The sequence below is a fragment of the Mycobacterium sp. 1164985.4 genome (assembly GCF_001668575.1).
Lineage (GTDB): Bacteria > Actinomycetota > Actinomycetes > Mycobacteriales > Mycobacteriaceae > Mycobacterium.
This window is the reverse complement of the sequence record NZ_LZMD01000052.1, coordinates 23,451-44,626: the sequence shown is the minus strand read 5'-3', so window position 1 is coordinate 44,626 and position 21,176 is coordinate 23,451. Positions and strand designations below refer to the sequence as shown.

20 protein-coding genes are annotated in these 21,176 nt (G+C 67.3%); 16 read left to right on the top strand and 4 right to left on the bottom strand.

Annotation, left to right across the window (positions count from 1 at the left end; all coding sequences use genetic code 11):
- Positions 1-389: SRPBCC family protein (locus A5650_RS08320; RefSeq protein WP_067288834.1), on the top strand; the 389-nt coding region annotated here is incomplete at its 5' end.
- Here A5650_RS08320 and A5650_RS08315 read toward each other — a convergent pair.
- Positions 386-1,891: a carboxylesterase/lipase family protein gene (locus tag A5650_RS08315; protein WP_067288837.1), complete on the bottom strand. Its 1,506-nt coding sequence runs from the start codon at positions 1,889-1,891 to the stop codon at positions 386-388. The two genes, A5650_RS08320 and A5650_RS08315, sit on opposite strands and share 4 nt — an antisense overlap.
- A 31-nt stretch (positions 1,892-1,922) precedes the next feature.
- Between A5650_RS08315 and ypfJ the strand changes: the two genes are divergently transcribed.
- The 5 genes from ypfJ to A5650_RS08290 all read left to right on the top strand — a co-directional run bounded on the left by ypfJ (position 1,923) and on the right by A5650_RS08290 (position 6,823).
- The gene (ypfJ, locus tag A5650_RS08310) at positions 1,923-2,816 is read left to right on the top strand and encodes a KPN_02809 family neutral zinc metallopeptidase (protein WP_067288808.1); all 894 of its coding nucleotides are present in this window, start codon (positions 1,923-1,925) and stop codon (positions 2,814-2,816) included.
- Entirely contained in the window at positions 2,803-4,455 is a 1,653-nt protein-coding gene (locus A5650_RS08305) for a DUF885 domain-containing protein (RefSeq protein ID WP_067288805.1), read from the top strand. The genes ypfJ and A5650_RS08305 overlap by 14 nt, the downstream gene beginning before the upstream one ends.
- 40 nt (positions 4,456-4,495) lie before the next feature.
- Positions 4,496-5,170: an MBL fold metallo-hydrolase gene (locus tag A5650_RS08300; protein WP_067288802.1), complete on the top strand. Its 675-nt coding sequence runs from the start codon at positions 4,496-4,498 to the stop codon at positions 5,168-5,170.
- Between the two features lie 69 nt (positions 5,171-5,239).
- Positions 5,240-5,986: an SDR family oxidoreductase gene (locus A5650_RS08295; RefSeq protein ID WP_067288799.1), complete on the top strand. Its 747-nt coding sequence runs from the start codon at positions 5,240-5,242 to the stop codon at positions 5,984-5,986.
- Between the two features lie 12 nt (positions 5,987-5,998).
- The gene (locus tag A5650_RS08290) at positions 5,999-6,823 is read left to right on the top strand and encodes a mycofactocin-coupled SDR family oxidoreductase (RefSeq protein ID WP_067288796.1); all 825 of its coding nucleotides are present in this window, start codon (positions 5,999-6,001) and stop codon (positions 6,821-6,823) included.
- An 84-nt stretch (positions 6,824-6,907) separates the two neighbouring features.
- Here the strand turns inward: A5650_RS08290 and A5650_RS08285 are convergent, their stop codons facing one another.
- Complete coding sequence (locus A5650_RS08285; protein ID WP_067288793.1) at positions 6,908-7,792, bottom strand: acyl-CoA thioesterase; 885 nt, start codon at positions 7,790-7,792, stop codon at positions 6,908-6,910.
- A gap of 77 nt (positions 7,793-7,869) precedes the next feature.
- Here A5650_RS08285 and A5650_RS08280 point away from each other — a divergent pair, with 77 nt between their 5' ends.
- From A5650_RS08280 to A5650_RS08265, 4 genes are all read left to right on the top strand, one after another.
- A complete protein-coding gene (locus A5650_RS08280; protein WP_067288831.1) occupies positions 7,870-8,520 on the top strand; it encodes a TetR/AcrR family transcriptional regulator in 651 nt (216 codons plus the stop codon).
- Positions 8,521-8,630: 110 nt separating this feature from the next.
- On the top strand, positions 8,631-9,854 hold the full coding sequence (locus tag A5650_RS08275; protein ID WP_067288790.1) for an amidohydrolase family protein: 1,224 nt from the start codon (positions 8,631-8,633) through the stop codon (positions 9,852-9,854).
- A gap of 73 nt (positions 9,855-9,927) precedes the next feature.
- Positions 9,928-11,076 carry an acyl-CoA dehydrogenase family protein gene (locus A5650_RS08270; protein ID WP_067288787.1) on the top strand — a complete coding sequence of 383 codons (1,149 nt, stop codon included), beginning with the start codon at positions 9,928-9,930 and terminating at the stop codon, positions 11,074-11,076.
- Positions 11,073-12,329: an acyl-CoA dehydrogenase family protein gene (locus tag A5650_RS08265; RefSeq protein WP_067288785.1), complete on the top strand. Its 1,257-nt coding sequence runs from the start codon at positions 11,073-11,075 to the stop codon at positions 12,327-12,329. The genes A5650_RS08270 and A5650_RS08265 overlap by 4 nt, the downstream gene beginning before the upstream one ends.
- 23 nt (positions 12,330-12,352) lie before the next feature.
- Here A5650_RS08265 and A5650_RS08260 read toward each other — a convergent pair whose 3' ends face one another.
- Positions 12,353-13,378 carry an Rv2578c family radical SAM protein gene (locus A5650_RS08260; RefSeq protein WP_067288782.1) on the bottom strand — a complete coding sequence of 342 codons (1,026 nt, stop codon included), beginning with the start codon at positions 13,376-13,378 and terminating at the stop codon, positions 12,353-12,355.
- An 83-nt stretch (positions 13,379-13,461) separates the two neighbouring features.
- Between A5650_RS08260 and helR the strand changes: the two genes are divergently transcribed.
- A complete protein-coding gene (helR, locus tag A5650_RS08255) occupies positions 13,462-15,639 on the top strand; it encodes an RNA polymerase recycling motor ATPase HelR (protein ID WP_067288780.1) in 2,178 nt (725 codons plus the stop codon).
- A gap of 15 nt (positions 15,640-15,654) precedes the next feature.
- On the opposite strand, the gene A5650_RS08250 is transcribed toward helR, so the two are convergent.
- Entirely contained in the window at positions 15,655-16,074 is a 420-nt protein-coding gene (locus A5650_RS08250; RefSeq protein WP_156744045.1) for an Rv2576c family protein, read from the bottom strand.
- 244 nt (positions 16,075-16,318) lie between these two features.
- Between A5650_RS08250 and urtA the strand changes: the two genes are divergently transcribed.
- From urtA to urtE, 5 genes are read left to right on the top strand one after another with little or no spacing between them, the layout of a single operon-like run.
- On the top strand, positions 16,319-17,584 hold the full coding sequence (gene urtA / locus A5650_RS08245; protein ID WP_067288778.1) for an urea ABC transporter substrate-binding protein: 1,266 nt from the start codon (positions 16,319-16,321) through the stop codon (positions 17,582-17,584).
- Positions 17,585-17,591: 7 nt separating this feature from the next.
- On the top strand, positions 17,592-18,476 hold the full coding sequence (gene urtB / locus A5650_RS08240; protein ID WP_067288775.1) for an urea ABC transporter permease subunit UrtB: 885 nt from the start codon (positions 17,592-17,594) through the stop codon (positions 18,474-18,476).
- A complete protein-coding gene (gene urtC, locus A5650_RS08235) occupies positions 18,473-19,591 on the top strand; it encodes an urea ABC transporter permease subunit UrtC (RefSeq protein WP_067288772.1) in 1,119 nt (372 codons plus the stop codon). Before urtB ends, urtC begins: the two co-directional genes overlap by 4 nt.
- Positions 19,588-20,403 (top strand): urea ABC transporter ATP-binding protein UrtD, encoded by an 816-nt coding sequence (urtD, locus tag A5650_RS08230; protein WP_067288769.1) that lies wholly within the window; start codon positions 19,588-19,590, stop codon positions 20,401-20,403. Before urtC ends, urtD begins: the two co-directional genes overlap by 4 nt.
- On the top strand, positions 20,404-21,096 hold the full coding sequence (gene urtE, locus A5650_RS08225; protein ID WP_067288766.1) for an urea ABC transporter ATP-binding subunit UrtE: 693 nt from the start codon (positions 20,404-20,406) through the stop codon (positions 21,094-21,096).
- Positions 21,097-21,176: the final 80 nt, after the last annotated feature.

The window sequence follows — 21,176 nt, the reverse complement described above, 5'->3', positions numbered from 1 at the left end:
TCGCCGATGCAGAGTCCTGGCCACACTGGGCCACGGTGATCACCGAGGTGACCTGGACGAGCCCAGAGCCGCGCGGCATGGGCACCACCCGCACCGTGAAGATGCGTGGCGGCATCGTCGGCGACGAGGAGTTCCTCACGTGGGAGCCCTACAGCCACATGGCTTTTCGGTTCAATAAGGCGTCGACCGGGAGCATCGCGGCGTTCGCCGAGGATTACCGGGTGGTGCAGACGCCGCAGGGCTGTCACCTGACGTGGGTGATGGCGATGAAGCCCAACGACGTCGCCGCGCGGCTCGGGATGTCGCTGGGCAAGCCCGTGATGGGCTGGATGTTCCAGATGTTCCTCTACAACCTGCGCGACTACTCCGCCAAGCGTTTCGTGACCTAGTACAGGCCCGACCAGGCCTCCCGTCGGGCGGCGTCGGGATCGGAGACGACGGCGTCGCGCGCGGACAGGATGATGCGGGTGCAACGTCGTTCGGCGTCGTAAACCGGCCAGTCGTGTCCGTTGGACCAGTGGATCTCACCGCTGTCCCACCCCTGGGCCGCGAAGTCGAGCCACGCCCGTTGCATGCGCCGACCGACGGCCGGCTGCAGCCGCCGCCCCAGCGGATGAATCTTGCGCCCGAGGTACGAGGCGTAGCTGTGCTGAACGTGGACGATCTCGCTGCCGTGCGTGGCGCCCAGACCGAGCATGCGCAGGCTGAAACCGAAATGGTCGAAGCGGTACATGTGGGTCGGGGCCTTACCGCTGTAGGCGTCGGCGAACGCCCACGTGGGTCCGCCGAACATCACGTCCGAGGCGAACGCGAGCAGGGCGCTTCGGCGCGGGTAGCGGGGATAGGCGGCCAGCACGCGCTGTTTGGCGTCGGGCGCGATGCGGGTGAAGTAGGCGTCCACGGCCGCCGCGGTGGTGGGCAGCATCGGGGGTTTGCCCCACGCGAACATCGACGCTTCGTGGCTGTTGGTTCCGATGATCAGCGGCACCCGCCGCATCGCCCCGGTGCGCGCGGCCTCCAGCGGATGACGCGGGAGAAGGTCGACGCCGTGAGTCAGCCCGTAGGCCAACGTCGGGGTGGTGGCGGCGCTTTCGACCTGCAGCCTTCCCGCCGCGCGGCGCAGTACACGCTGCGGTAGCCCCTTGACCTCGGAGACCGGCACGCCGAGCCGGCGCACGAATTCGTGGGCTCGCTGGGCCCTGGTCTCCCTGTCGGCGATCAACGGCAGCGCCGGGCTCTGCGCGATCGCACGGCTGAACAGACCCTCGGCGGCGGGACTGGCGAGCAGTGCGAGTACCGACGTGCCGCCCGCAGACTCGCCGAACACCGTCACCCGCGACGGGTCGCCTCCGAACGCCGCAATGTGGTCGCGGATCCACCGCAGCGCCGCGATCTGGTCGCGCAGAGCCAGGTTGTCGTCGAACCCGTCGCCGAGGTCGCCGAGGTCGAAACCGCCGAAGACCCCGATGCGATACGTGATGTTGACGACGACCACGTCGCCGTTGGCCGCCAGCCGCGAGCCGTTGTATAGCTGGAATTGACCCGCACCGAAGACGAACGCGCCGCCGGGGATCCAGACCATCACCGGCAGCGACGCGCTGGTGTCGGGCGACCACACCGTCAACGTCAGGCAGGCCTCGTCGCGGACCTTGGGGTCGTCGCGCCCGCCGCCCACGAACGACTTGCCCTGCGGCGGCAGCGGCCCGTGCTCGACCGCGTCACGCAGGCCCGTCCACGGGCGCTTGGGCTCAGGAGCGCGGAACCGCCGTTCCCCCACCGGTTGCTCGGCGTAGGGCACACCGCGCCACACCCCGACGCCGCCCTCGGTCGTGCCGCGCAGATCACCGAGGCTGGTGTGGACGACGACCGAATGTCCGACAACGGTGGCCACGGGCGAATCGTAGTGTGCAAAGCTGAACGCCATGACCTTCAACGAAGGTATGCGGATCGACACCAGCACGACCTCGTCCAGCGGTGGCGGAGGCGGCCCCGGCCGGGGCATCGCGCTCGGCGGCGGCGTCGGCGGCCTGCTCGTCCTCGTAGTGGCGTTGTTCCTCGGCGTCGACCCCAGCTCGGTGGTGCCCCAACAGGGCCAGTACGACAGCCAGGGTGTCGAGTCGCCGGGCTTCGACCTCGACCAGTGCAAGACCGGCGCGGATGCCAACACAATCCCCGAGTGCCGGGTGGTCGCGACCGGCAACTCGCTCGACGGCATCTGGCCCCAACTACTGCCTGACTACACACGTCCGCGTGTCCGACTCTTCACCGGAAGTGTCGACACCCGGTGTGGCCCGGCCACCAGCGACGTGGGGCCGTTCTACTGCCCGGTGGACCAGACCGCGTATTTCGACGTCGACTTCTTCAACGTCCTGCGCGACCAATTCGGTTCCAGCGGAGGGCCGTTGGCGCAGGAGTACGTCGTCGCTCACGAGTTCGGCCACCACGTGCAGAACCTCACCGGCGCACTGCGGAACTCGCAGGGCCCCGGTGCGGCGGGACCCACCGGCGGTGGAGTCCGCACCGAACTGCAGGCCGACTGCTACGCAGGCGTCTGGGCGCACTATGCCGCCATCACCAAGCAGGAGGGCACCGACGTCACGTTCCTGGAGCCGTTGACGGACAAGGACATCGCCGACGCGCTGTCGGCCGCGGCCTCGGTGGGCGACGACCGCATCCAGCAGCAGGCCACCGGCCGGGTGAACCCCGAGGCGTGGACGCACGGGTCCGCGGCGCAGCGGCAGAAGTGGTTCACCGAGGGCTACCGCACCGGTGATCCGAAGGCATGTGACACGTTCTCGACGAATGACCTCGGGTAGGACACCCACGGCGGTCGACGCCGTCGCCGAACGATATCTGGACACCCTCGCCGAGCTCGACCCCTGCGCTGCAACGGATATGGGCATCGCGGGTCACGACGAGGAGATCACCGACTACTCCCCCGATGGCGTCGCCGCGCGCGCCGACGCCGCACGACGCACGTTGCGCGAACTGTCCGAGGTGACCCCCGCCGACGCGGTCGACGAGGTGACCGTCGCCGCGATGCGCGATCGCCTCGGCATCGTGGTCGATCTCAACGACGCCAGGCTCGACGTCGGTGAACTCAACGTCATCGCCTCCCCCCTGCAGTCGATGCGCGATGTGTTCGACCTGATGCCGACCGACACCGACGACGACTGGGCCGTGATCGCGCGCCGGCTCGCGCGGGTGCCCGACCGTGTCGCCGGCTATGCCGACGCGCTGCGCGCCGCGGTGGCCGACGGACATCCGCCCGCGGTGCGCCAGGTGGTGCGCGGGATCGACCAGGCCGCGAGCATTCAGCACCTGCTGGTCGACATGGTCGCGAACGCGGTTCCGGATAACGCTGCGCTGCACGACGATCTGCAGCAGCACGCGGCCAACGCCGCCAACGCCTACCGGGAACTCGGCAGGGTCCTCGGCGACGACATCGCCCCGTATGCGCGCGCCGAGGACGCCGTGGGCCGCGACGTCTACCGGTTGTGGTCGCGGTCGTTCCTGGGGGCCGAAGTCGATTTCGACGAGACGTACCAGTGGGGCCTGGAACTGCTGAAAAGCATTGTCGCCGAACAGGAACAGCTTGCCCAGCAGTTGTATCCCGGCACCTCGATCGCCGACGCGCTGAGGCGCCTCGACACCGAGGAGCGCTACCTCGTCCACGGCGTCGACGCGCTGCAGGCATGGATGCAGGACCTCTCCGACCGGGCGGTGGATGCGCTCGCCGACACGCACTTCGACATCGCCGAACCCCTGCGCAGGCTCGAGTGCCGAATCGCGCCGACCCACACCGGCGGCATCTACTACACCGGACCGTCAGAGGACTTCAGCCGGCCGGGCCGGATGTGGTGGTCGGTCCCCCACGGTGTCGACACCTTCCACAGCTGGCAGGAGACGACCACCGTCTTCCACGAGGGTGTGCCGGGCCACCACCTGCAAATCGGTCGCGCGGTGGTGCGTGCCGACCAGCTCAACCGGTGGCGGCGGCTGGGCTGCTTCGTCTCTGGTCACGGCGAGGGCTGGGCGCTGTACGCCGAACGGTTGATGGCCGAGCTCGGGTGGCTCGACGACCCCGGCAACCGCATCGGAATGCTCGACGCACAACGCTTTCGGGCCGCTCGCGTGGTCATCGACATCGGCGTGCACTGCGGGATGACCGCCCCCGACGGCGAGGTGTGGGACGCCGACAAGGCGTGGCACTTCCTCGTATCGCACAGCGCGATGAATGAGGAGCATCTGCAGTTCGAACTCGACCGCTACCTGGGCTGGCCGGGCCAGGCGCCGTCGTATGCGATCGGACAGCGGATCTGGCAACAGTTGCGCGACGACGTGGTGGGCCGCGGGACACCCCTGAAGGAGTTCCACGACCGCGCGCTGGACCTCGGCGGGTTGCCGCTCGACGTGCTCCGGTCGGCGTTGACGCACGATTTCGCCTCCGGCTGAGCCTCTTTCGCCGACTGCGCATTCGTCCTAGCGTGGACGCATGGAGTCTGTGGCCGTCACGCCGAACCTGACCATGCTCGTCGTCGGCGGATGGCAGGTGTACGCGTGGCGTGACGGTGATTCGGTCACGCTGATCGACACCGGGGCGCCGGGGTCCGGCGCCGCGATCGCAGAGGCGGCACGCGGAATCGACTGGATCGTGTTGACGCACGGGCACGTCGACCACATCGGCTCGGCGGTCGAACTGCACAGCACGACCGGGGCTCCCGTCGTGGCCGGCGCCGGTGACGCCGCCGCCATCCGCGACGGTGCGCCGCTGCCGCCACCGGTTTTCGAGGACTGGGAAGTGCCGATCCACGAGCGCGTCGCCGCGGGATTGCCCGATGCGGCCGACCCCGTCCCCGTCGAGCGGGAACTGCGCGACGGCGACATCCTCGACTTCGGCGGCGGCGCGGAGGTGCTGGCGATACCCGGGCACACCGAGGGCAGCATCGCGATCCACCTTCCGCAACACGGCGTCCTGCTCACCGGGGACACCATCGCCAATGTCGGAACGCTCAAGCTCGGCACCTTCAACCAGGACCGCGCCCGCACGGTGGCGTCGTTCCGCCGGCTCGCCGCCCTCGACGTGGATACGGCGTGTTTCGGACACGGCGAGCCGATCGTCTCCGGTGCCGGCGCCCGGCTTCGGGAGGTCGCGGCCGCGTTGACCTGACGCGAAACCCAACCGACCCCATCCGAATCGCCCGGCGAGTACCGTCACCCGTGGCCGAAGGAGACACCCATGCGCGTCGCAATAGCTGGAGCAACGGGAAACATCGGCGCTCGCACCGCCGCCGCGCTCGAACGCGACGGCCACGAGGTCGTCCGCATCAGTCGCGCACTCGGTGTCGACCTGATGTCCGGTGAAGGACTGGACGCCGCGCTCGCCGGGGTGCAGGCGGTCGTCGACACGGTCAGCGCACCGCCGATAGACCGGGACCGCACCATCGAGTACTTCGGCACCACCACGCGCAACCTGCTGGCCGCCGAGCAGCGCGCGGGTGTCGGCCACCACGTCCTGTTGTCGATCGTCGGCATCCACGACATCGAGGGCAATCCGCACTACTCGGGCAAGCGGGAACAGGAGCGCCTCGTCGCCGAGGGACCAGTGCCGTGGACGGTCGTGCCCGCCACGCAGTTTCACGATTTCGCGGCCATGGTCGCCGGCTGGTTCGAACAGGACGGGGTGTCGCCCATCGCACCTCTGCTCGTGCAGCCGATCGCACCCGACGACATCGCGCAGGTGCTCGCCGAGGTCGCCGTCGGCCAGCCGCAGGGCCGCCACGTGGATGTCGCCGGACCCGAGACCCAGGATCTGGTCGACATGGCACGCCGGACACTTGCGGTCAGGGGGCAGCAACTGAAGCTGGTCCCGACCTGGTCGGGGATGTTCGGACTGTCGATGGCCGGAAATGTGTTGCTGCCGGGCGAGAATGCCCGCATCGCCCCGACGACGTTCGACGACTGGCTCGCCGCCGGCGCCAACTGATCAGGAGAACTGATGAATTCCGACACCCCGCTCGCCGGGAAAGTGGCGTACGTGACCGGCGCCGCCCGCGGCCAGGGCCGCCAGCACTGCGTGCGATTGGCGCGTGCCGGCGCCGACATCGTCGCGATCGACGCATGCGGACCGGTCGCCGAGCACAACGGTTACCCGCCGGCGCTGCCCGAGGACCTGGCCGAGACAGTGAGCCTCGTCGAAGGTGAGGGCCGTAAGATCGTCGCCGACCGCGTCGACGTCCGCGATCTCACCGCACAGCAACGGGTGGTCGCCGACGCGATCGAACAGTTCGGCCGCCTCGACATCGTCGTCGCCAACGCCGGTGTGATGAATTGGGGCCGGCTATGGGAGATTTCGGCCCAGCAGTGGCAAGAGGTGCTCGACGTCAACTTGACCGGCGTGTGGAACACGATCAAGGCCGTGGTCCCACCGATGATCGAGGCGGGCAACGGCGGGTCGATCATCACCATCAGCTCGGCCGCAGGTGTCAAGGCCGTCCCCGGCTGCGGTCACTACTGCGCCAGCAAGTTCGGCGTCGTAGGGTTGACCAACTCGCTCGCGGTCGAACTCGGCGAGTTCGGCATCCGGGTCAACTCGGTGCATCCGTACGGCACCGACACCCCGATGGGCAACGACACGTCGATGTGGCAGATCTTCGCCGACCATCAGAACTACATCCACAGTTTCTCACCCGGCGCGCTGTCGACGGAGTCGTTGGCGGACCCCGATCTGGTCTCCGACATCGTGGTGTGGTTGGCCAGCGACGCGTCGTCTCTGCTGACGGCGGCCCAAATCCCCGCCGACAAGGGCTATCTCAAGATTTGATCCCGTTGAGCAGACGCGAAACTGCCTTTTTCGCGGCAGAACGAGCAGGTTTTGCGTCTGGTCGCGGTGGTTTTCTGCGCAGAACTACAGGCGGGACTGCTGCTTGATCGCCGCATCGGTGGTGCGCAGCGGGCGGATCAACGCGTCCTGAGTGAACGACGCGATCAGCTCACCGGCTTCGGTGTGCACCGTGCCCCGCACATAGGACATCCCCGCACCGACCTGGGTGCTCTCATGTCCGTACAGCAGCCACCCGTCCCATTCGAACGGCTCGTGAAAGCTGACCGAGACCGTCATCGGCGCGGTCGACACGGTGACGTGCGACTGCGCGGTGCCGATGCCTTCGTGGGCGCGCATCGTCGTCGAAATGCCAAGGTGCCCGGTGAGGTAGGCGACCAGTGCCTTGGACAACTCGTCGCGATCGGGGGTCTTGTCGTAGTGCACCCAGGCATACAGTTCTGGCGGCCCCACCTCGTCGGGGCTGTTGACGTCGACCACGTCGACGAGCCGGATCTCCCTGCCCGGCATGGCCATCCCGGCGTCGTTGGCCTCCGCCGGTGACTTCACCTCGGGCCGCGGAACCGCATGGCGGATGACGTCTTCCGTTGGCACGTCGGTCAGCACGGTGACCGTGATGCAGCGCTTACCGTTCTGCTTGGCCGCGACGACAGCCGTTGCGGTGGAACGGCCTTCGTTGACGACGTCGATCTCCAACTCGACCGGACCGGCAGCGACCATGACGGCCCGCGAGAACACCGCGTGCACCGAACGCACCGACTTGCCCTCGAACCGCTTGGCCACCGCCACGATGGCCTGGGCGAGCACCTGTGTTCCCTCGACCACCTGTCGGTCGTCCTCTCCGGCGGGCCCCGTCTCGGCGATGAACCGGTTCTCCCCGTCCGGCCGGACGTCGAACAGGTCGAGCATGGTGTCGACGGTCCACTGCTGTTGCGCTGAGTCAGTCGTCATGACAAGGAACAGTAACCGAGCTTCTGCAAAAGCGGTAACGTCGTTACCAGTCAATCCCGAGCCGGAAGGTGGCGACCATGGCCAAGCCGAGCGGACGCGCGGCCGCGGGCGCCACACGCACGGCCGAGTCGGCCGACGCCGATCCCCGGCCCAAGCGCTTTATGAAGTCGGCACTGGCCATCCTGGGCGAGACCGGGCGCACCGACTTCACCGTGCTCGAGGTCGTCGAGCGGTCGAAGACGTCGCTGCGGTCCTTCTATCAGCACTTCTCGACCAAGGACGAACTGCTGCTGGCGCTGGTCGACAAGATCATGTCCGAGTCGACACGCCGGTGGCGCGAGGACACCGCTGACCTGCCCGCCCCCACGGCCCTGCGCGTCCTGATCGACCGCATCTGCACCCCGCCGGAGACAACCACCCAGGACAAGGTGAACCGCGGTCTGACCAACTACAACGACCGCCTCGCCGAGACTCTGCCACGTGAGTACGCGCGGGTGCTTTCACCGGTCTACGAGCTGATCAAGGACATCATCAACCGCGGCATCGCCGAAGGGGTGTTCCGCTCCGACATCGACATTGACGCACGGGCCGCGCTGATCATGCAGTCGTCACTGGGGGCGATCCGGCTGCAGGTGCTAGGTGCGGAGCTCAGCGGCGTGCCGGTCGGCGCCGACGACATCTACGACTTCTGCCTGAGCGGGCTCACCGGACCCGGCAACCGGGCCTGACCTGCGTCGCACTCGCCGAGAACCAGCCTCTCCAGGGCTGCTGTTTCTGCTGGTCCGAACGTGGTAATGTCATTACCATCAGCCGCCAATCAGACTTCCAGGAGGCGAAAATGACACGCCAGCTGTCCTATCCGGTGTTCGACGCCGACAATCACTTCTATGAGCCCAAGGAGGCGCTGACCAAGTTCCTCCCGGACCACCGCAAGCACGTCATCGACTACATCGAGGTTCGCGGCCGCACCAAGATCATGGTGCGCAACCAGGTCAGCGACTACATCCCGAACCCCACCTTCGAGGTCGTCGCGCGTCCCGGCGCGCAGGAGGAGTACTTCAAGCACGGCAGCGGCGGCAAGAGCTTCCGCGAGGTGATGGGCAAGCCGATGAAGGCGATCCCGGCCTTCCGCGAGCCCGGCGCCCGGCTCGAGGTGATGGACGGCCTCGGCCTGGACTACTCGCTGATGTTCCCGACCCTGGCCAGCCTGGTCGAGGAACGGATGAAGGACGATCCCGAGCTCATCCTCGACGTCATCCACGCGCTCAACGAGTGGATGTACGAAACGTGGCAGTTCAACTACGAGGACCGGATCTTCTCCACCCCGGTGATCAACCTCGGCATCGTGGATCGCGCGCTCGAGGAACTCGAGTGGTGTCTGGAGCGAGGCGCCAAGACAGTGCTCGTCCGGCCGGCGCCGGTGCCGGGCGTGCGCGGCACCCGCTCGTTCGGACTGCCGGAGTTCGACCCGTTCTGGGATGCCTGCGTGAAGGCCGGCATCCCGGTCTCGATGCACGCCTCGGATTCCGGATACGCCGAGTACCTCAACGACTGGGAGCCCGCCGACGAGTATCTGCCGTTCAAGCCGACAGCGTTCCGGATGGTGTCGATGGGCAAGCGGCCGATCGAGGACTCGATGGCCGCGCTTGTGTGCCACGGCGCCCTGACCCGCAATCCCGACCTACGGATCCTGTCCATCGAGAACGGCGCCGACTGGGTGCCCTATCTGTTCAAGCAGTTCGGAAGCGTCTACAAGAAGATGCCGCAGGAATTCCCCGAGAACCCGATCGAGGCGTTCAAGCGCGGGGTGTATGTCGCGCCGTTCTGGGAGGACGACTTCGCCAAGATGACCGACCTCATCGGCGTCGATCGGGTGATCTTCGGCTCGGATTGGCCGCACCCCGAGGGACTGGCCGAGCCGACGCACCTGATCGACGACCTGCAGGGCCTCGACGAGGACGGCCAGCGAAAGGTCATGGGCGGCAACATGATCGACTTGTTCAAGGTGCCTAACGAGATCGTGCACAACCCGGACGTGCCCGCGCTCGTCATCCCCGCCTGAGCCCAGGCACCGTCGCGAGACGTGCGTGTCGGTCGTCGACACGCACGTTCGCACGATTACGAAAAGAGAGCCCGTGACCGACAGCGCGAACAACGGCGCGAATCCCGAGGTGCTGCTCTTCGCCTCGACGACGCAATCCTTCCTCGAGAAGGAAGTGCCGCTGAGCCGGATACGCGAGATGCACGATGCTGGAACCGCATTCGACGCCGACTGGTGGCGTCGGGCCGTCGAACTCGGCTGGACCAGCCTGCTGGTGCCCGAGCAACTCGGCGGCGGCAGCGTCTCCGGCAACGGCGTCAAGGATCTGGCGCTGGTCGCCGAGATCGCGGGCAAGACCGTCGCTCCCGGTCCGTTGCATCCGGTCAGCACCGTCCTCGCGGGGCTGGTCGACGCGTCCGAGGGCCACGAGGACACCATCGGAGCGCTGATCGCCGGAGAGGCGATCGCCGCCTGGGCGGTGTACGAGCCCGGGCAAGCATGGTCCCCCCTGACCCCGTCGACCACCGCGACCGCAACGGCGAGCGGGTTCCGTATCGACGGTGTCAAGGACCGGGTGGAGGCCGGCGCGGACAGCGGATTGCTCCTCGTCACAGCGCAATCCGACGGCGGCGTCCGGCAGTTCCTGGTGGCTGCGGACGCGCCGGGCGTGAGCGTGGAGCCGCAGCGCTCGATCGACATGGTCAAGAGCTATGCGCGTGTGCAGTTCGACGGCGTCGAGGTCGACGCCGACGCGGCGGTCGGTACCGCCGAGCAGACGCCCGAGTTGATCGAGCGGCAGTCTCAGATCGCCGCCGTGCTGCAGTGCGCCGAGGTGATCGGCATTCTGGACACGGTGCTGGCCTTCACAATTCGGTGGGGCTTCGACCGGCACAGCTTCGGCCGCCCCCTGGGTTCGTATCAGGCTCTCAAGCACAAGTACGCCGATCTCAAGATCTGGTTCGAAGGCTGCCGGGCGACCACCAACGCAGCGGTGGCCGAGGTGGCCACGCGCAGCCCGGGTGCGGCGATGGCGGTCAGCGTCGCGAAATCTTATGTGGGCGAATACTCTCCGGGCATGTTGCAGCTGTGTGTGCAGTTGCACGGGGGTATCGGGGTGACGTGGGAACACGATCTGCACCTGTTCCTGCGGCGGGCCACGCTGTACCGCTCGCTGTTCGGCACGCCCGAGGACCACAACCTGCGCGTCTACTCGCTGACCAAGGATTCGGAGCAAGCGTCATGACCGAGACGACATCCGCCCCGGCCACCACCGCGGAGTCGGTGGAGGAGTTCGCCGCCCGGGCCCAGGCCTGGCTGGCGGAGAACATGCCGTCGATCGATCCGAACAACCCACCCGAGCACGATCGCGGCGAAGAGGAACCGTGGCACCGGGAGCGGGAACTTCAGAAGCGGTTGTGGGAGGGCGGATTCGCCGGGATCTGCTTTCCGAAGGAGTACGGCGGGCTCGGCTTGCCGATTGCCTACCAGAAGGCGTTCGACCAGGTGTCGCGCTGCTACGAGATGCCGGTCATCCTTAACACCCCGACGTTCACGATCTGCGCGGCCACCATCCTCGACACCGGCAGCGAGGAGCAGAAACGTCAGCACATCTCCGCCGCCCTGCGCGGCGAGGAGGTGCTGGTGCAGCTGCTGTCGGAGCCGAGCGGCGGCTCCGACCTGGCCGGTGTGATCACCCGCGCCGACCGCAAGGGTGACAAGTGGGTCATCAACGGCGCGAAGACCTGGAGCACAAGCGCTTTCGCCGCCGACTACGGGTTGATGCTCGCACGCACCGACTGGGATGTGCCCAAGCACGAGGGCCTGACCATGTTTCTGGTGCCGATCGACAGCCCCGGCATCACCTTGCGCCGCATCAAGCAGGTCAACGGATCGGTCGAGTTCTGCGAGGAGTTCTTCGACAACCTCGAGCTCGACGACGACGCCGTCGTCGGTGAGGTCAACGCGGGCTGGCACGTGGCGTCGCGCCAGCTCTACCACGAGCGACGCGCGGTTGGCGGCGGCTCCGAGTTCGCGAGCGGCATCGGCGCGGAGGGCAAGTCCGACGTGCCGATCAACTACGTCGACCTGCTGGAGAAGGTCGGCCAGCCCGACAGCGAACGGCTGCGCGAGATGGCCGGCCGCGCGCTGGTGCACCGGACCGTCCGCGAACAGCTGATCGACCACGTCTACCACGGTGTCCTCGACGGATCGCTGCCTCCGGCCGCGGGATCGATCATTCGCATCGCGCACGCCGACGTTCACCATCTGGAGTTCGACACCGCCCTGGCCATCACCGGCAGCGCGGGCGTCATCGACGTCGACGAAGACCTGATCCGCTACGGCGAGCGGTATCTGGGCCGGCAGGCCGCGGCGCTGGGCGGCGGCACCACTGAGATCGCGCGCAACATCATCGGCGAGCGCGTGCTCGGTTTCCCCCGCGAACCCGCCGCCGATCGCGGGGTGCCGTTCAGAGAGGTCAAGCGCAACCGGGGCTGAGTCCCCACCGCGAGAACCTCGCGCTAGAACAATGTGGGCTGCAGAGCCTCTGCCGGACCGGGTGCAGACGCGGGCGGTGGGTCCGCGGCGCGGAACGAGCGGCGGTCCGGTGCCAGTCGATGCTTGGCGACGAGCGGTGCCGCCCTGTCGTGCAACATCTTTCGATAGTCCGACGGTAGATAGGCGCCGCGGCGATACAGCTCGCGGTACTTCGGCACCAGCTCGGGGCGCGAGCCGGCCAGCCAGTCCATGAACCAACCGCGCGTGGAACCGCGCAGGTGCAGGCCGAACACGGTGACACCGGTCGCGCCCGCCGCGGCGATCTCGGCGAGCAGACCGTCGAGATGCTCGACCGAATCCGTCAGGTACGGAAGCACCGGTGCCACCATCACATGGCAGTCCAGCCCGGCCTCCCGGATGGCGGCGATCATTCCGAGGCGCGCCTGCGGCGACGGCGTACCCGGTTCGACGTCCCTGTGCAGCACGGGATCCCCGACCGCGAGCGAGACCGCCACGCTGACGTCGACTTGACGGGCCGCCTCGCGGATCAGCGGCAGATCACGGCGCAGCAGTGTGCCCTTGGTGAGAATCGAGAACGGTGTGCCGGAGTCGGTCAGAGCCGAGATGATCCCCGGCATGAGCGCGTACCGGCCCTCGGCCCGCTGGTACGGATCGGTGTTGGTGCCCAACGCGACCGTCTCGCGTCGCCATGACCTCCGCGACAGTTCGCGGCGCAGTACGTCGACGACGTTGGTCTTGACCACGACCTCGCTGTCGAAGTCGCTGCCGGAATTCAGATCGAGATACTCGTGCGTGGGCCGCGCGAAGCAGTAGCGGCAGGCGTGTGAGCATCCGCGGTAACCGTTGACCGTGAACCGGAACGGCAACACCGACGCGTTCGGCACCCTGTTGAGCGCCGACTTGCACAGCACTTCATGGAAGGTCATGCCCTCGAACTGCGGCGTCCGCACGCTACGCACGAAACCGATACGCTGCAGTCCGGGCAGCGCGCCGTCGTCGACCCCGACACCCTGACCATCCCACCGCATACACTCGATTCGAACTCACGTTCGATACGATGTCAAGGTCGACGCGCGCGGACGGGCGGTGAAACCGAGTAGAGAGGGGCGGGGTGCCGAGGGAGGGCTACGAGGACGAGCTGGCATCCGAGCAGCGCTTCATCGACGACCTGTACGCGCGCCTCGACGCTGAGCGCACCCGGGTGCGCAAGCACTATGAGGCGGCACTGCGCGGTGACGGCGGTTCCCTCGTCGACCGCGACGCCGAGGTCCGCGCGGTGGCGAAGCGGATGAACCGGCTCAACGTCGCCGACCACGGGCTTTGCTTCGGCCGCCTCGACAGCGTCACCGGCGAGCGCCTCTACATCGGCCGGATCGGTCTGATGGACGAAGCCGACGACTACGAACCGCTGCTGCTCGACTGGCGGGCGCCCGCGGCACGCCCCTTCTACGTCGCGACCGCCGCTCACCCGGAGGGCATGCGCCGCCGTCGCCAATTCCACTCCATCGGACGCCGCATCACCGACTTCACCGACGAGACCCTCGGCAGGCCGACCGAGGGCGCGCAGGGCGACGCGGCACTGCTGGCGGCGGTCAACGCGCCGCGCGGCGACGGCATGCGCGACATAGTCGCCACCATCCAGGCCGAACAGGACGAGATCATCCGGCTCGACCACCCAGGCGTGCTGGTCATCGAGGGCGGCCCGGGCACGGGCAAGACCGTCGTCGCGTTGCACCGCGTCGCCTACCTGCTCTACACGCAGCGGGAACGAATGGAGCGCCACGGCGTCCTGGTGATCGGCCCGAACACCGCGTTCCTGCGGCACATCGACCGGGTGCTGCCCTCTCTGGGCGAGACGAACGTCGTCTTCATGACGACCGGGGACCTCGTCGCCGGCCTGCGGGTGAGTGCGCAGGACGCTGCCGACGCCGCGCGGGCGAAGGGGTCGCTGCAGATGCTCGACGTGCTGGCCGCAGCGATCGCCGACCGGCAGCGCGTGCCCGTCGAGCCGATACCGATCAAGCTGGCCGACGTCACCGTGCGGATCGACGCGGAGACCGCCGAGTGGGCCATCCAGGAGGCTCGGGACAGCGGCTCACCGCACAACGACGCCCGCGCGGTGTTCGTCGACGTCATCACCTGGGCGCTCACCGAGCGCGCGATCGCCCGCATCGGCAAGGGCTGGCTGACCCGCGATGACAAGGCGGCGTGGGAACACCTGCGCGCCGAGTTGATCGACGAACTCGACGACCACGACGCGTTCAAGGCCGCGCTCGACGAGCTGTGGCCCGAGTTGACCCCCGAGGCGTTGCTGGCCGGGCTCTACGAATCGCCCGAACGGCTTCGCGCCGCGGGTGCGGACGACTGCCTGCTGCGCGCGGAAGGTGACGCGTGGACGGTGTCGGATGTCCCGCTACTCGACGAACTGGTCGACATGCTCGGCGGGATCAAACCCGATCCCGCCGCCGAAACCGAACGGCAGGAGGAGGCCGCCTACGCGGCCGGCGTTCTCGATCTGATGGTGGCCCGCGAGGACTTGATGGACGACGAGGACCATCTGATCGCCGCCGACCTGCTCGACGCCGAGGACCTCGCCGAACGGTTCGTCGAACGCGACACCCGCGACCTCGCCGAACGCGCTGCGGCAGACCGTGATTGGACATACCGACACGTCGTCGTCGACGAGGCGCAAGAACTGTCCGAAATGGATTGGCGTGTGCTGATGCGCCGCTGCCCCAGCAAATCCTTCACCGTGGTCGGTGATCTCGCGCAACGGCGCTCGGCGGCGGGCGCGAGGTCATGGGGTGCGATGCTCGATCGGTACGTGCCCGGTCGGTGGGTCTACCGGCCGCTGTCGGTGAACTACCGCACGCCCGCCGAGATCATGGATGTCGCGGCCGGCCTGCTGGCCGAGTTCGCCCCCGATGTACGGGCGCCCGAATCGGTTCGCGCATGCGGTGTTCGGCCGTGGGCGCGGCTCGTCGGCGGCGACGAACTACCCGGTGCGATCGACGAGTTCCGACGTGACGAGGAGAACCGCCAGGGCACCAGTGTCGTGATCGGGCCGCCAGGGATGGACGGCGTCGTAACACCCTCGGAGACCAAGGGATTGGAGTTCGACGCGGTGCTCGTCGTGGAGCCGGACCGGATCCTGGCCGACGGTCCGCGAGGCGCCGCCGATCTGTACGTTGCGCTCACCCGGGCGACACAACGGCTCGGTGTGCTGCACACCGAGGCGCTGCCACCCACGTTGAGCGGACTGTCCGAACTCCAGGCCGTGGCCGACTGACCTATCGCAGCGGGGTCACCACTGGCTCAGTTGGCACTGCACCGTGTAGGTGCCGTCCTGTTGCACCGCCACCTGACCGTCGATCGCGATCTCGCAGTGCGGGTTCGGAGAGGCCTGCATGGCGTGGACGCCGGTGCTGGCGGTGAGGATTCCCCACTGCGGGTCCTCCATCGTCGTCTCGAACACCCACGGCACGCCCGGCTGAAGGACCACTTCCTCCTTCTTCAGGTAGGCATACGCGTCGGCGTTGTAGGCCTGTTTGTTCGGAGGCTGCGCAATCAGATAGTTGAGCTGGAAGTCGGCGGGCGCCGTTGACGTCAGCGTGTACCGGACCACATGGCCTTCCGACTGGGCATCGGCGGTCGAATGGCTGACCGCGATTGATGCCGCCGCCACCATGAACGCCGCCCCGACCTTGGCTGTAGCTGTTCGCATGTTCGTCACATCGCCGGACGGTACCAAACCGTTACCGCTGACTCCGCGTCCTCTGCGCTCGCCTGCCGACGGCAAACGACCTGCGACGAAGCCACAGGTTAATTTGTTCGTCACACGCAGACATTTCCCAGAAACACCGCCGCTCTAACGTCCCGATTCGACAACCACGCACGGTCGGGACACTCGCACTCGACTTGACGCTCATCGCCGATGTGCGCTGCGGATATATAGGGAAAGGCTGTTCATGCGACTTCCACGACGGTCCTCGGTGAGACGCTCCGCCCTCGTTGCCGGCGGAATAGTCGCGGCAACGACCCTGGTGCTGGCCGGCTGCGGAAGCAAGGCCACCGAGTCGGATTCGGCAAACGCCGAATCGTGTGTCGACACGTCCGCCCCGACGATCAAAGTGGGCGCACTGAACTCGTTGTCGGGCACGATGGCCATTTCCGAGGTGACCGTGCGTCACGCCATCGACCTCGCGGTCGAGCAGATCAACGCGTCCGGTGGTGTGCTGGGCAAGCAGATCCAGCTCGTCGGCGAGGACGGCGCATCGGAGCCGACGGTGTTCGCGGAGAAGGCCGAGAAGCTGATCAGCAGCGACTGCGTCGCCGCGGTGTTCGGCGGCTGGACGTCGTCGTCGCGCAAGGCGATGCTGCCGGTTTTCGAGAGCGCCAACTCGCTGCTGTACTACCCCGTGCAGTACGAGGGCCTGGAGTCGTCGAAGAACATCTTCTACACCGGCGCCACCACCAACCAGCAGATCGTTCCGGCGCTGGACTACCTGAAGGAGAAGGGCGTCAAGTCGCTGTATCTGGTCGGCAGTGACTACGTCTTCCCACAGACCGCGAACCGAATCATCAAGGCGTACGCCGGCGCGAACGGCATCGAGATCAAGGGCGAGGATTACACCCCGCTGGGTTCGACGGACTTCTCGACCATCGTCAACAAGGTCCGCTCCGCGGGAGCCGACGCCGTGTTCAACACGCTCAACGGCGATTCGAACGTGGCCTTCTTCCGTGAGTACAAGAACGTGGGCCTGACTCCGGAGGCCATGCCGGTGGTGTCGGTGTCGATCGCCGAGGAAGAGGTCGGCGGCATCGGTATCCAGAACATCACTGGCCAACTGGTGGCCTGGGACTACTACCAGACCATCGACAGCCCGGAGAACAAGGCGTTCGTCGAGGCCTACAAGGCCAAGTTCGGCGCCGACAAGCCGACGTCGGACCCCATGGAGGCGGCCTACGTCTCGGTCTATCTGTGGAAAAACACTGTCGAGAAGGCCAACTCGTTCGCGGTTCCCGATGTGCAGAAAGCCGCCGGCGGCGTTCAGTTCAACGCCCCGGAGGGTCTGGTGCAGATCGATGGCGACAACAACCACATCACCAAGACCGCCCGCATCGGCGAGATCCGGCCCGACAGACTGATCTACACGATCTGGGAGTCGCCGGGACCGATCGAACCGGACCCCTACCTCAAGGGCTACCCGTGGGCGGCCGGCCTGTCCAGCTGAGTCGCAAATGGATGTTCTGATCGGGCAGCTGGCAACGGGATTGAGCCTCGGCTCGATCCTGTTGCTGGCGGCCCTGGGGTTGTCGCTGACGTTCGGGCAGATGGGCGTCATCAACATGGCGCACGGCGAGTTCATCATGGCCGGCTGCTACACCGCCTACGTGGTGCAACAGGTGGTGTCGAGTGCCGGTGCGTCGCTGCTGATTTCGCTGGGCGTCGGGTTTCTGATCGGCGGGGTGATGGGTGCGCTGCTGGAGACAACGCTCATTCGCCGGATGTACCACCGGCCGCTGGACACTCTGCTGGTGACCTTCGGCGTCGGGCTGATCCTGCAGCAGGTCGCCCGTGATGTCTTCGGGGCTCCCGCGGTCAACGTGGTGGCACCGGTGTGGTTGTCGGGTGGTGTCGAGATCTTCGGGGCGGTGGTCCCCAAGACGCGCATCTTCATCCTCGTGTTGGCACTCGCGTGTGTCGCGGCGTTGGCCACTGCGCTCAAGGTGAGCCCGATGGGACGGCGGATCCGCGCCGTCGTTCAGAACCGGGACCTGGCCGAGACCAGCGGGATCTCGTCCCGGAAGACCGACATCACAACGTTTTTCATCGGATCGGGCCTGGCGGCGGTGGCTGGTGTCGCGTTGACGTTGATCGGTTCGACCAGCCCGACGATCGGGCAGAGCTATCTGATCGACGCGTTCCTGGTGGTCGTGGTCGGCGGCCTCGGCCAGATCAAGGGCACGGTGATCGCGGCGTTCGCGCTGGGCTTCTTGAACTCGTTCATCGAATACAACACCACCGCATCGCTGGCGAAGGTCATCGTCTTCGTGATCATCGTGATCTTCCTTCAGGCTCGCCCGCAGGGCCTGTTCACCGTCCGGACAAGGAGTCTCGTGTGAGAACCTTCGTGGGCCGCTGGCAGACCTGGGCCGGTTTCGCGGTGGCGGCGGTGTTGCTGTTCGGTGTCGCCCCGGCGGTGCTGTCGGATTTCCGGCTGAGCCTGCTGGGCAAGTTCCTGTGTTTCGCGATCGTCGCGGTCGGCATCGGGCTGGCGTGGGGCCGCGGCGGCATGCTCGTCCTGGGCCAGGGCGTGTTCTTCGGGCTCGGCGGCTACATGATGGGCATGCATCTCAAGATCGCCGACGCCCAGTTGCGCGGCGACGATGTGCCCGATTTCATGCAGATCGCCGGCGTCCGCGAACTACCCGGCTACTGGCAGCCGTTCGCCTCCCCCGCGTTCACCCTGCTGGCGATCGTCGTCGTGCCCACGGTGATCGCGGCGGCGCTCGGGCTCGGCGTGTTCAAGCGTCGCGTCAAGGGCGCGTACTTCGCGATCCTGTCGCAGGCGCTGGCCGCCGCGTTGGCGATCCTGCTCGTCGGGCAGACGAGCCTCGGTGGCAGCAACGGGCTCAACAGGTTTCGCACGTTCTTCGGATTCACCCTGACCGATCCGGCCAACCGGCGGATGCTGTACTTCATCGCCGCGGGTGTGTTGCTCGCCGTCGTCGCGGTGGTGCGGCAGCTGATGCAGAGCCGCTACGGCGAACTGCTGGTCGCGGTTCGCGACGGTGAGGAGCGCGTCCGTTTCCTCGGCTACGACCCGGCGAACATCAAGGTGGTCGCCTACACCGTGGCGGCGCTGTTCGCCAGCATCGCGGGCGCCCTGTTCGCACCGATCGTCGGGTTCATCGCGCCGTCGCAGGTGGGCATCCTGCCGTCGATCGCGTTCCTGATCGGTGTGGCGATCGGCGGGCGCACCACGCTGCTGGGCCCGGTGCTCGGCGCGATCGGGGTGGCGTGGGCGCAAACCCTGTTCTCCGAACGGTTCCCGTCCGAGTGGACCTATGCGCAGGGCCTGCTGTTCGTCGTCGTCGTCGGCTTCTTCCCGGCGGGCCTGGCCGGTCTCGGTGTGCTGTTCAAGCGGCACCGCATACGCCGTCCCCGCAAACCCGTCGAAGCCGCACCGGAACCGCAGGCGGACCCCGATACCGAGAAGGTGGGCGCAGCAACATGACCCAGGTGGAGCCGGTCGCCGGCGGTAACGTCGGGATGGGCACCGAGTACCTCGAAGTGCGCGGGCTCACCGTCGATTTCGATGGTTTCAAAGCGGTCAGCGATGTCGACCTGACCCTGTTCCAGGGCGACCTGCGATTCTTGATCGGGCCGAACGGCGCGGGCAAGACCACGGTGATCGACGCGATCACCGGCCTGGTGAACGCCACCGGTTCGGTCAACAAGTCCGGCGTCGAACTGCTCGGCCGCAAGGTGCACCAGATCGCCCGCCTCGGCGTGGGGCGCACATTCCAGACGGCCAGCGTGTTCGAGCAGCTGAGCGTGCTGCAGAATCTCGACATCGCCGCGGGTGCGGGACGGTCGGCGTGGACGCTGCTGCGCCGGCGCAAGGGTGTGCTGCCCGCGATCGAGGAGGCGCTCGACACCATCGGGCTGGCCGATCTGGCCGACAAACCGGCCGGGGTGCTGGCCCACGGGCAGAAGCAGTGGCTGGAGATCGGCATGCTGCTGGTGCAGAACGCCGACGTGCTTCTGCTCGACGAACCCGTCGCGGGCATGAGCCACGAGGAACGCGAGGAGACCGGAAACCTGTTGCGTCGCATCGGTGCCCAGCGCACCGTCGTCGTCGTCGAACACGACATGGACTTCATGCGGGCGTTCGCCACATCGGTGACCGTGCTCGCCCGCGGCCAGGTGATCGCCGAGGGATCGGTCGCCGAGGTGCAGGCCAATCCCAAGGTGCAGGAGGTCTACCTCGGCACCGCGGCGGCCGGCACCGCCGATGTGCCGGCCGAAATGATCGAGGAGTCGTAGATGCTGTCACTGGTCGACGTGCGGTGCGGCTACGGCCGTTCGGATGTGATCCACGGGGTCAGCGTCGACGTGCCCTCGGACGGAGTGGCCGCGGTGATGGGCCACAACGGTGCGGGCAAGACCACGCTGCTGCGTGCTGCGGTCGGGTTGCTGAAATGCAGTGCGGGCAAGGTGCTCTTCGACGGTGAGGACATCACCAAGCTGCGGCCGAGCGCACGCGTCGCGCGCGGGCTGGCCTATGTGCCGCAAGGCCAGCAGTCGTTCGGCCAGCTGACCACGATGGAGAATCTGCAAGTCGTCGCGGACGGCCGCAAGAACGGCAAGCGGCTCATCGACGAGCAGCTCGACCTGTTCCCGGCTCTGAAGGAGTTGTTGACGCGGCGCGCCGGTCTGCTGTCGGGCGGTCAGCGTCAGCAGTTGGCCATCGCCCGCGCGCTGATCACGACGCCGAAGTGCCTGATCCTCGACGAACCCACGGAGGGTATCCAGCCGTCGGTCGTCGCCGAGATCGAAGCGGCGATCACGTCGCTGACCCAGCCCGGCGGGCTGGGCGTGCTACTGGTCGAACAACACATCGGTTTCGCCCTGGAGTCCTCGCAGCACTACTACGTGCTCGAGTCCGGCCGCGTGACCTCCGACGGTACGGGCGGCTCGTCGTCGGAAGCCGACGTCCGCGCCGCGATGGCCATCTAGCTAGTTGCCCTGTTCGCGCGAGCGTGCGTGTTTGCACTCGACACGCCGCTGATTTCCGACAGTTTGCGCACGCTCGCGGC

Excerpts from the sequence above, each read along its gene's own strand:
- urtB (WP_067288775.1), top strand. The coding sequence starts at position 17,592 with ATGGATGTTCTGATCGGGCAGCTGGCAACGGGATTGAGCCTCGGCTCG.
- A5650_RS08250 (WP_156744045.1), bottom strand. The coding sequence starts at position 16,074 with ATGCGAACAGCTACAGCCAAGGTCGGGGCGGCGTTCATGGTGGCGGCG.
- A5650_RS08290 (WP_067288796.1), top strand. The coding sequence starts at position 5,999 with ATGAATTCCGACACCCCGCTCGCCGGGAAAGTGGCGTACGTGACCGGC.
- A5650_RS08305 (WP_067288805.1), top strand. The coding sequence starts at position 2,803 with ATGACCTCGGGTAGGACACCCACGGCGGTCGACGCCGTCGCCGAACGA.
- A5650_RS08275 (WP_067288790.1), top strand. The coding sequence starts at position 8,631 with ATGACACGCCAGCTGTCCTATCCGGTGTTCGACGCCGACAATCACTTC.
- urtA (WP_067288778.1), top strand. The coding sequence starts at position 16,319 with ATGCGACTTCCACGACGGTCCTCGGTGAGACGCTCCGCCCTCGTTGCC.
- A5650_RS08295 (WP_067288799.1), top strand. The coding sequence starts at position 5,240 with ATGCGCGTCGCAATAGCTGGAGCAACGGGAAACATCGGCGCTCGCACC.
- A5650_RS08265 (WP_067288785.1), top strand. The coding sequence starts at position 11,073 with ATGACCGAGACGACATCCGCCCCGGCCACCACCGCGGAGTCGGTGGAG.
- ypfJ (WP_067288808.1), top strand. The coding sequence starts at position 1,923 with ATGACCTTCAACGAAGGTATGCGGATCGACACCAGCACGACCTCGTCC.
- urtD (WP_067288769.1), top strand. The coding sequence starts at position 19,588 with ATGACCCAGGTGGAGCCGGTCGCCGGCGGTAACGTCGGGATGGGCACC.
- A5650_RS08300 (WP_067288802.1), top strand. The coding sequence starts at position 4,496 with ATGGAGTCTGTGGCCGTCACGCCGAACCTGACCATGCTCGTCGTCGGC.
- A5650_RS08260 (WP_067288782.1), bottom strand. The coding sequence starts at position 13,378 with ATGCGGTGGGATGGTCAGGGTGTCGGGGTCGACGACGGCGCGCTGCCC.
- A5650_RS08280 (WP_067288831.1), top strand. The coding sequence starts at position 7,870 with ATGGCCAAGCCGAGCGGACGCGCGGCCGCGGGCGCCACACGCACGGCC.
- urtE (WP_067288766.1), top strand. The coding sequence starts at position 20,404 with ATGCTGTCACTGGTCGACGTGCGGTGCGGCTACGGCCGTTCGGATGTG.
- A5650_RS08285 (WP_067288793.1), bottom strand. The coding sequence starts at position 7,792 with ATGACGACTGACTCAGCGCAACAGCAGTGGACCGTCGACACCATGCTC.